Annotated in this window: 13 protein-coding genes; 7 read left to right on the top strand and 6 right to left on the bottom strand. The window is 60.8% G+C overall.

The features are described from left to right. From RPS27_RS21715 to RPS27_RS21690, 6 genes are all read left to right on the top strand, one after another. The coding region (locus tag RPS27_RS21715; RefSeq protein ID WP_313754328.1) for an adenylate/guanylate cyclase domain-containing protein at window positions 1–430 on the top strand (430 nt) is incomplete at its 5' end. Between the two features lie 311 nt (window positions 431–741). Then, complete coding sequence (locus tag RPS27_RS21710) at window positions 742–1,542, top strand: sulfurtransferase/chromate resistance protein (RefSeq protein ID WP_313754327.1); 801 nt, start codon at window positions 742–744, stop codon at window positions 1,540–1,542. 51 nt (window positions 1,543–1,593) lie between these two features. Continuing rightward, window positions 1,594–2,337, top strand: coding sequence for a sulfite exporter TauE/SafE family protein (locus RPS27_RS21705; RefSeq protein ID WP_313754326.1), 744 nt, complete (start codon window positions 1,594–1,596; stop codon window positions 2,335–2,337). Between the two features lie 139 nt (window positions 2,338–2,476). Beyond that, a complete protein-coding gene (locus RPS27_RS39750) occupies window positions 2,477–2,635 on the top strand; it encodes a DUF6894 family protein (RefSeq protein ID WP_409517562.1) in 159 nt (52 codons plus the stop codon). Window positions 2,636–3,741: 1,106 nt separating this feature from the next. Continuing rightward, window positions 3,742–4,110 (top strand): hypothetical protein, encoded by a 369-nt coding sequence (locus tag RPS27_RS21695; RefSeq protein ID WP_313754324.1) that lies wholly within the window; start codon window positions 3,742–3,744, stop codon window positions 4,108–4,110. Window positions 4,111–4,682: 572 nt separating this feature from the next. Further along, the gene (locus RPS27_RS21690; protein WP_313754323.1) at window positions 4,683–5,432 is read left to right on the top strand and encodes a hypothetical protein; all 750 of its coding nucleotides are present in this window, start codon (window positions 4,683–4,685) and stop codon (window positions 5,430–5,432) included. A gap of 24 nt (window positions 5,433–5,456) precedes the next feature. Here the strand turns inward: RPS27_RS21690 and RPS27_RS21685 are convergent, their stop codons facing one another. Further along, window positions 5,457–5,588, bottom strand: a complete 132-nt coding sequence (locus RPS27_RS21685) for a hypothetical protein (protein ID WP_313754322.1) — start codon at window positions 5,586–5,588, stop codon at window positions 5,457–5,459. 203 nt (window positions 5,589–5,791) lie between these two features. Between RPS27_RS21685 and RPS27_RS21680 the strand changes: the two genes are divergently transcribed. Then, window positions 5,792–6,004 (top strand): hypothetical protein, encoded by a 213-nt coding sequence (locus tag RPS27_RS21680; protein WP_313754321.1) that lies wholly within the window; start codon window positions 5,792–5,794, stop codon window positions 6,002–6,004. Between the two features lie 34 nt (window positions 6,005–6,038). Here RPS27_RS21680 and RPS27_RS21675 read toward each other — a convergent pair whose 3' ends face one another. The 5 genes from RPS27_RS21675 to ligD all read right to left on the bottom strand — a co-directional run bounded on the left by RPS27_RS21675 (window position 6,039) and on the right by ligD (window position 8,369). Further along, the gene (locus tag RPS27_RS21675; RefSeq protein ID WP_313754320.1) at window positions 6,039–6,227 is read right to left on the bottom strand and encodes a hypothetical protein; all 189 of its coding nucleotides are present in this window, start codon (window positions 6,225–6,227) and stop codon (window positions 6,039–6,041) included. A 369-nt stretch (window positions 6,228–6,596) separates the two neighbouring features. Next, the gene (locus RPS27_RS21670; protein ID WP_313754319.1) at window positions 6,597–6,782 is read right to left on the bottom strand and encodes a DUF3606 domain-containing protein; all 186 of its coding nucleotides are present in this window, start codon (window positions 6,780–6,782) and stop codon (window positions 6,597–6,599) included. An 81-nt stretch (window positions 6,783–6,863) separates the two neighbouring features. Next, on the bottom strand, window positions 6,864–7,133 hold the full coding sequence (locus RPS27_RS21665; protein ID WP_313754318.1) for a hypothetical protein: 270 nt from the start codon (window positions 7,131–7,133) through the stop codon (window positions 6,864–6,866). A gap of 4 nt (window positions 7,134–7,137) precedes the next feature. After that, window positions 7,138–7,443 (bottom strand): hypothetical protein, encoded by a 306-nt coding sequence (locus RPS27_RS21660; RefSeq protein WP_313754317.1) that lies wholly within the window; start codon window positions 7,441–7,443, stop codon window positions 7,138–7,140. Window positions 7,444–7,478: 35 nt separating this feature from the next. Continuing rightward, the gene (gene ligD, locus RPS27_RS21655; protein ID WP_313754316.1) at window positions 7,479–8,369 is read right to left on the bottom strand and encodes a non-homologous end-joining DNA ligase; all 891 of its coding nucleotides are present in this window, start codon (window positions 8,367–8,369) and stop codon (window positions 7,479–7,481) included. Window positions 8,370–8,640 lie beyond the last annotated feature (271 nt).

Below are 8,640 nucleotides of genomic sequence, written 5' to 3'. Positions count from 1 at the left end.
TTTCGCTCTCCTAGATGCAATCGCTCATCAGCATGCCGGTGCCATTGTGAAGACCATCGGCGACGCCGTCATGGCTGCGTTCTTCCAACCGGCGGATGCCGTGGCGGCGGCGCTCCAAATTCTGCAAGACATCGAACGGTTCAACCGGGATCATGGCCAGCCGGCGATCATTCTCAAGATGGGCGCCCATTGCGGGCCGTTTATCGCCGTGACCCTCAATGAGAACCTCGACTATTTCGGCCAGACCGTGAATATCGCAGCTCGGGTGCAATCATTCGCCGGTGCCGGCGAAATCTGTCTTACGGAAGCGCTCCATACGGCCCCCGCCGTTCGCCAGCTCCTGACGGGGTACGGTGTCGAAGAGTTCGACGCCCCGCTGCGTGGCGTCGAGGGCGAGGCGCGAGTCTATCGGGTCACTGGCCGATCGTAGCTTAGCTACCCGCCTTGCTCAAAGGACAGCGGTGTTGCGAGCGTCAAAGAGAGGGGGGCCTCTCAACCGTGTAAATGTCGCCTTGTGGCCCCTAGCAGCCTCTCTTTCTCTACGCCCTGACGTCGGCTTGCGAGGTACGAACGGACCAAGGCGAGTATGGCCACGACGCCCGCATGTGACCCATAAGAGAAGTCAACCGGATTGACTTTTAGGCGATTTCGGTACGAGATGTATCTCTGGGGATATCGCGATGACCCCGTGAGGCGGCAGCCGAATATCGCGTCCAAACCCTCGATGAAGAGGTGGACGCCATGCCGTCACCAACCGAAATATCGGTAGAACAACTATCCCGTATCATTGGCCTGCCCGGCGCACCGACGCTAATCGATGTTCGTCCAAGCGACGGTGACGGCAGCGACATTGACCGGAGCTTGTTGCCCACCGCACGCCGAATGAATTCCGAGATTATATCGAATTGGGCGCAAAACATTTCTGGCCGACGCGTAGTTGTCTATTGTCGGAATGGCGGGAATATCAGCCAAGGAACAGCAGCTTGGCTTCGGCAAGCAGGCATCGTTGCCGAGACGCTTGCGGGCGGCTTCGACGCATGGTGCAAAGCGAACCAACTGCAATTGAGCACGAACCGGCTACCAGTTCGCGACGAAGCCGGTCGGACAACTTGGGTCACGCGATCGCGACCAAAGATCGTTCGAATAGCCTGTCCGTGGTTGATCCGTCGCTTTATCGATCCGACAGCGATATTCCTCTTCGTCGCTCCTTCGGAGGTTGCTTCCGTTGCGGAGAGGTTCGCAGCAACTCCGTTCGACACCGGGCATGGCATTTGGAATGATCGAGGTGACGCCTGCACTTTCGACGTGATGCTTGAGGAGTTCAATCTCAAGACCGAACCGTTGTCGCGTCTCGCAGCGATCATTCGTGGCGCTGATACCGGAGAGCCCGATCTGACATCCCAGTCGGGTGGGCTGCTGGCGATCTCGCTAGGCTATTCCCGGATGTTCAGGGACGACGTGGCCCAGCTTGAAGCCATGATGCCGGTCTACGACGCGCTCTATCGATGGTGCCGTGATGGGACCGAAGAGACACACGGCTGAATTGCCGGGTCGTCACCTCTTCCTCAACCACCACAACGAAAGGCCATCGTTATGAGTAATGCAATTCCGTTCGAGCTTGCTATCTTTCTGATAGGCACATTCGCCGCTGCATTTGTAACCGGGCTTGCAGGCTTCGCATTTGGCATGGTTGCTGCGGGTATTTGGCTTTTCGCCCTGACGCCGGTGCAGACGACGACATTGATTGTCGCTTACGCGCTGCTGGTACAGGGTTACTCAACTTTGCGATTGCGACGTACAATAATTCCATCTCGGCTTTTACCTTTTGTCATTGGAAGCGCCGTCGGAATACCCGCAGGCATCGCCATTCTCGAATTAGCATCGGCTGTGCACTTGAGGACGGGTGTCGGAATACTGCTGATCGCATTCAGCCTTTACAATCTGCTCCGACCGAAAATGCCTGACTTGAAAAGGGTAGGGCGATCCGGGGACGCTGGGATTGGATTTCTCAATGGGGTGCTTGGTGGCGCTACCGGGCTTGGTGGCATTCTCCCGACCTTGTGGTGCGTGTTGCGCGGTTGGCCCCGCGATGAGCATCGCTCGGTATCGCAGCCGACTGCCGTCGTGACCTTTGCTTTGACGCTGCTGGCCTTCGGCGGGATGGGGCTAGTTGCACCGGAAACGATCCGGCTCTTTTTGATCGGCCTGCCGGTGCTTGTGGCCGGAACCCTGCTTGGTTGGTCGCTCTACGGCAAACTAGATGAGATCGCATTCCGCAAGGTAGTGCTCGTTCTTCTTTTGGTTTCCGGGGTGGCCATCGTCGTCACGGGTCGGTGACTTCCGTTGTTGGCCCTTCAGCGACCTCGGCGGACGTCCGCTTTCCGCGGCTGTTGTTGAGCGGACACAAGGCGGCCAGTTGCTCAATGGGTACGCAGCCCAGTCGGAACAACTTTTCCAAAGCAGCATTTTTACCGAAATGCCGCGATACTTTTTCCACGTTACCCACGAACATAAGCTCATCGACGAAGAGGGAAAGGACCTCCCTGACAAGCACGCCGCTTGGAAGGAAGCGACCGTGACGGCCGGTCAGATGCTCCAAGGCATCGATGGAAAGCTGGCGCCCGGTCCGGACTAGCGAATGGAAGTCACCGACGAAGCGCAAAACACGCTTTACGTTCTGCACATCCACGCCGAGAAGCCCGGCGCCTCTCGTTGATCTTTTCAAAGCACTATTCTGGAGGATGGAGGCCGGGCGAGGTGATCCAGTCAGATAAGTGGGCGCCCGTCTCGGCAATCCGAGCCCTCTTAAGCAGGGCCTCGCGCTCTGGACCTGCCGGTAACTCGCTGGCCTGTTCTTTGAGTTGGGCGGCCAGCTCTGCCATCCGTTGTTCGAGGGAGCGGGTTTGCTTCACTCTTCGGCGGTGTTGCGTCATGCCGATCCTCCCCAGGGTCCTCACGCTCATAACGTTCCCGCCAAAGGAACGGTTCCCAAAGAGGCCATAGGAACAGACACACTCGCTGACGCTTCTTCCTGTGCACCTGCCGGACAACAGGTGATCTCCTGTGGCGTGAGCGAGCCCCAGCCGTCCAGACGGCGGCTGGGACTTTTTCGTTCGCGTTAGCTCACTTGATGCTTTCGCACTTCGCCAGGCTGTATATTCAGCGCTGCGGCGTCATCTGCTCCCAGCTCTCCCCGAACTAGGCTGGCCGCCCACCCCTCAGGGACGACTTCGAGCACGGCGTCGATTGCTTTGTCCCGAGCGGTTGCCGCAAGCCAAATTTGGCGTTCGCCACTGTCAGTGATCACCCGAACAATATGTACGCGCTGCATCCTTCACCGCTTTAATGCTCATGAGAGCTTTCCCGCTGCGCTTTCTCCGCCATGGCCATCCACTCTTCGCCGAGTTCCAGCCACGCCTCCTTGTCGGCAACACCAATCGCCCTCTGTGCCTCGTCAAGGCAGGCCTTCGCGTGGCGTAGGTATCTGTCAGCGTCATTGTCCATAAGCAATAATGCAAGTGCAAGCCGAAGGTGCCTAAAAAGCAGCCGCGAGCCCTGCTCTTAGAACAGCGCCCGTGGATGCGCCGCGACAGTCCGCACGAGTGGCGAGGAACTAAGCCGGCCGGCTCAGCTTGAATCCCGCCGGCTCGCCGCCGAGCTGGCGGAGCGGCCCCGACCGATATCCCCCGTAGCAACCCTGCGTGTCGGGGCCGTCTCTCCGCCTTGTACCGGAGTAAGCGTATGCGCTCGTCGCCCTCGATTGTGCCGACCGACCGTCTCGACCGCGACATCTACCTGGTGCTCGAGGATTTCGGCGCCCGCGCCGGCTGCGCCTGGCGCGAGACCGACGAGGCCGATACCGATCTTGAGACCTTCCTAAGGGACATCCTGTCCGGCCAATATGCCTATCCGCTCCGGATCGTCTGCTTCAACGCGATCGAGGGCTGGTCCCGCGATGCAACCTCGGACGTCGCGGACGCGTTGAGCGAGCGCATCGCCAACAACGACGCCGAAGTCTCCCAGGCGCTGCAGGATTTCATCCAGGCCAACGGCACACGGCCCTTCAACCTGCAGCTGGCGCTTCCGCTGCCGCTTCGCAGCGTCGCGTGATGACGACCGAGGAAGCCGCTGCGCTGGACGCCGCGCGACGAGCGGGACCATCTGGTGCGCTGTCCAGGTTGCGGAGAACTGATCGATATGCGCGATCTTGCCGAGGCGCTCGAACATCTGCACGGCGAGGAGATCGAGGAGGAACCGTTGGTGCAATGAGGTTCTGCGCGCGCTGTGACAACACCCACTGGGTCTGCGAAAACCACCTAGATCGCCCCTGGGAAGGACCACGCGCGTGTGGGTGTGGCGGCGCGGGCGCCCCCTGCCCGGCTTGCAACGAACCAGACCCCGACGAGCTACCGCTGCTGCCCGAGGGCTTTGAGACCAAGTTTGCGTCAACTGAAACGATGCGCCCGCTGCTGCGAACACCGAAGCGACCGGGCAAGCGACACTAGCGTTTCGCCGTTTTTTTCTTCTTCGCCTTCTTTTTCTCGACGCGCACGCCCTTGAACTTTTTGGCCGCTTTCTTTCCCTTCTTCGGTTTCTTGACGGCCATGAACTCCCCGGAACTTCTGTCGCGCTTCGTCCAACCGCTTGCTCCACCAATTGTGGTTTTGGTTTGCGAGCGTTTCTTGACAGCACCCCTTCCTGGCATTGTCGCCAGTCGGCTTATTGACAGCCATTTCTCTCTCTCCCTTGCGACTCAGCTCCCAAGCAATGGTAGCCGCGGGACTCGCGCTGCGTGCGCCATCGGTTCGTCGAATGCTGCGGTGGCGAAGCCAGTCTGCTTTCCGATCGCTGCGGCGAAGCTTGCCAGATCGTCGCCCGAAACGCCGTCGAGGGCCGCCTCCATCAACGGGGCCTGGGCTTCCGTTTTCATCCACGCGGGAATCTTCCGGAGAAAATCGGCTTTCTCCTGCGGACTCATCGCGCCGATCGCAGCCTCGGTTGCCGGCACCCACCTCGAAGCGTCCGTCGCGCACCGTTCCCAGACTTCCCGAGCGTATCTGCTGAACGGTGCCGGTTTCTTCCACCAGGCGCATCGGGCCGTCGACGACTGTCACGCTCTGCTGGAGGTGCTGGCATCCGAGCTTCCGACCACCGGTTCGACGGCGCTGGCGCTGTTGCTGGCGGCCGCCCGCAAGCCGACGATGCGGGTCTGGGCGGAGCAGACCGCATTCGAACTCAAGGACTCGTTGAAAAGGCGCGGCTATCGTTGGAACGACGGTAGCGACGGGCGCGCCAAGTCCTGGTTCAGAGACGTCGACGAGACCGCGCTCGGCGACGAGATCGCGTTGCTCCGGTCCGAGACCTACATGCAGGACGTCGAGCCGACCGTGCAGAGGCTGACCGCGTTCACCCGGTTCTCCAGCCGCATCTAACTACCGTTCCTGGTGACGGAGAGCTCAGTCCGCAGGCGGCTTCAACGGGCTATCCACCCACTTGCGAGCGGCAGGGTCGTGCAAAGGATCGTCCTCGCAAACCGGACAGACATAGCGCTCCTTGCCGGGGCCCGCGTCGCTCTTGACGAGTTTCATGGGCCTTCCGCAGGCCGGACACGCCTTCCGGATCGGGTGCAGCACCGTCATGTCGAAATTTCCTGCCGCCGGCAACTTAGGCCCGCCTGAGGCGTCGGTACAAGGCACGTTGAAAAGTTTTCAGACCTCCGCGCCTGCGCCGCTTGACTCCCCGAGTGCAGGCCACTCAAATTTGAGGAGTGATGTCGTGCGTGGGGTGCGCCATGGAGCAGGAATTCTATCGGGGTCTCGCGCACCGGGTCCGGACCATTGCCGAAAGGGCCAACCCGTTCACCAGGCGACGCCTATTGGACCTGGCGAAGCGGTATGATGCGAAAGGCGGTCAGGCGTCGCGATCTTCCCCGCCCGAGCGCCCGCTCCCCCTACCGCGCACGACGCCTCCAACCTCGATCTTCTCCGGGCCCGGCGAGGCCTGACGCGCGAGCGGCGGAGAAAGCCTTCGCGGCAGGGTCAGGCCGCCGATTCCTTTTCGAGCGCCACATCGTCTTCGGTCAGCTTGGCCTCAAGCCGTAGACTATTGACCTTGGCGCTGCGATGCCGGAATCGGCTGCCCCGCATCAGCACGAAATTGAATTTGCCGGCGATCAGCATCTGCAGGATCGGCGTCAGCGCGTCCCGCGGGATTCCGATGTTGCCCAAGATCGCATCCTGCGTGACGTGGGAGCGACCCCAATGCGACGGGGTGCAAGTCTCTGCGCCGCTCCTCTTCCAGGTCGGACGAAGGGAGCAGCGAAATATCCGCCCTCTCGGTCTTCTGCCCCGACGGCCGCAACAGCCGCTCCTTGACCTGCAAGTGGCGAAATTCGTCGTAGGGGTCGATCGGCTGCCGCTCCCTGTTGAGCGAAAACGAGTAGCCCCAATCCCATCCCTCGATCGCCACGACGTAGTCGACGATCTCCTCGCGGCTTGCGGCGGCGCCTTTTCGCCGACTTGGTCGGCTTCGGCTCGCCAGTCATCGCTCGCACTCTCGATAAGTGCGTCAGGCTATCCGGCCGGATCTGAGGCGGCCTAGCGGCCCAGACGCTTCTCGACGCGCTTGCGGCTGTTGCCGACCGTCTTGACTGCCTTCTTGACGGCCGATGCCGAGCGGCCGGTCTTCTTAGCTTCGTAGCGAACTTCGTAGTCCTGTCCCTTCGCGACACGTGCCCGGTCCTGCTTGCGTCCACGTGCGGTCTTCTTCTTCGCTGCCGCCATCGGCTCCTCCTCTTGCGAATGTTCGATGAGGTGCAACGCCGCAAGGAATCGCGAGTTCCCGGCCGGCTTCGCTGCGACGCTTCAGTGACCGCAAGGATGGCTCGGAACGATGGGCGCCCACCCGTCAAGCAAAAGGCCGTCCCAGGAAATGACGCCTTCATCCCATTTCGACGCGTGCTCGCGGTACATCGAAGCCCACTGAGGGCTCCATTCGATGATCTGGTCGTTGAGACCATCGCGAACGCGGCACGGCATATCGGGATCGAACGAGTCCATCGGGTTCATGCCCGGATGTCCGAGATCGACGTCCCTTCGCCGACCTAGCTCTTCGCTCTGGATGTCGTCCTGCATCGCCTCATTCCATCCGAGCCTTGTCTTTCAGATCGCGGATCCGGGTTTCGGCTTCTTCCTTCGAGGTCACGATCTCGGATTCGTCCGGCACGCGCGCGATTGCACTGAGCCTCTTGAGCTCGTCGAGTTGTTCTGTTGTGGGCTTTTCCATCTTCGAATCCTTGAGCGCCTGCACGACGGCTTCGTCGTCGAGCACATCCAGCAGCTTGTTTATCGTTTGCTCGCAATCTCTGGGGCCGGGCTCGACATGCCGGGCCAAGATGCCTTGTGCGTCTTCCAAGGCCTTCGCAACTCGCCGTTCCGGATCCATGACCGGTACTCCACTTACTCTGCAGGAAAACGCGGCTATGATCGGCGCGTTCCTTTGCTCAGCCCCTTGAACGAGCTGGCCCGCAGCAGACCTTCGGAGGTGATGTCTCGGTACTCGATGTCCGCGTAAAACTTGGGTTCGACCCACGTGGCCTTCGGCTTCCTGATGGTCTTGGTCAGCTTCTGCTTCGGGCTCACCACGTTGTCGAGCGCCTTGCGGATCTGCGCCGAGGTGGTTCGGCTCCATCCGGTCCCGACCTTTCCCATGTAGACCAGATCCTTGCCTTCCTTCTTGCCCAAATAGAGCGCGGCCACGCCGGACGGGTCCTTGATGAAACCGACCACGGGAAACTTGCCCTTCTGAACGACCTTGATCTTCTGCCAAGCCTCCACCCGATCGGACCGGTACGGTGCATCCAGCCGCTTGGAGACGATGCCTTCGTAATTCAGCTTGCTGGCTGCCGCGAACAGTGCCTGGCCGTCCCCTTCGTGGTGCTCGCTATAGAGGACGGGCTCCTGGAGGTCGTGCTCCTCGATTAGCTCCTTGAGCAGCCTCTTCCGCTCGATCTGCGGCTCCTTGCGCAGATCTCTGCCGTCCCGCCAGAGCAGATCAAAAGCGAAGTAGACCAGTCGATCCTGATCGCCCCTGCCTAGGTCTGCCTGCAGCTCGGAGAAGTTCGTGCGCCCATCATGGATGACGACGACCTCGCCGTCGACGATGGCCTGTCCTTCGATATCGAAGGTGCCGGCAATCCTTGAGAACTTGTTGACCCAGTTATGGCCGTTGCGGGTGTAGGCCCGCCGGTCGTCACCGTCGATCCGCAGCTGGATGCGGTAGCCATCGTATTTGACTTCGTGAATCCAGAGGGATCCCGAAGGCGCCTTCATCTTCAGGGTCGCCAACTGGGGTTCGATGAACCCCGGCATTGTAGGGCCCTCGGTCTTTTCGGCCCGAGGCGCCTTCGTACGCTTTGCCACGCTACTCAACTCACAAAAAATCCGCCGCCGGGATGGAGCCGACGGCGGGCAGTCTACCTACCTCAATCAACGAGTCTCGCAACTTCGAAGGCGGCGAGGAGTTCCACACTTCGCGCATTTGCGGCAGGACGCCGGGCGATCTGGCAGAGCCCATCGAACAACCGGCGAGAGCCGGCGTTTACTGACATCATGTCAGACGCATTCGACTACTTCCGCGCCT

It is taken from the genome of Bradyrhizobium sp. WYCCWR 12699 (assembly GCF_032144035.1).
Lineage (GTDB): Bacteria > Pseudomonadota > Alphaproteobacteria > Rhizobiales > Xanthobacteraceae > Bradyrhizobium.
This window is presented reverse-complemented; position numbering and strand designations above follow the sequence as displayed.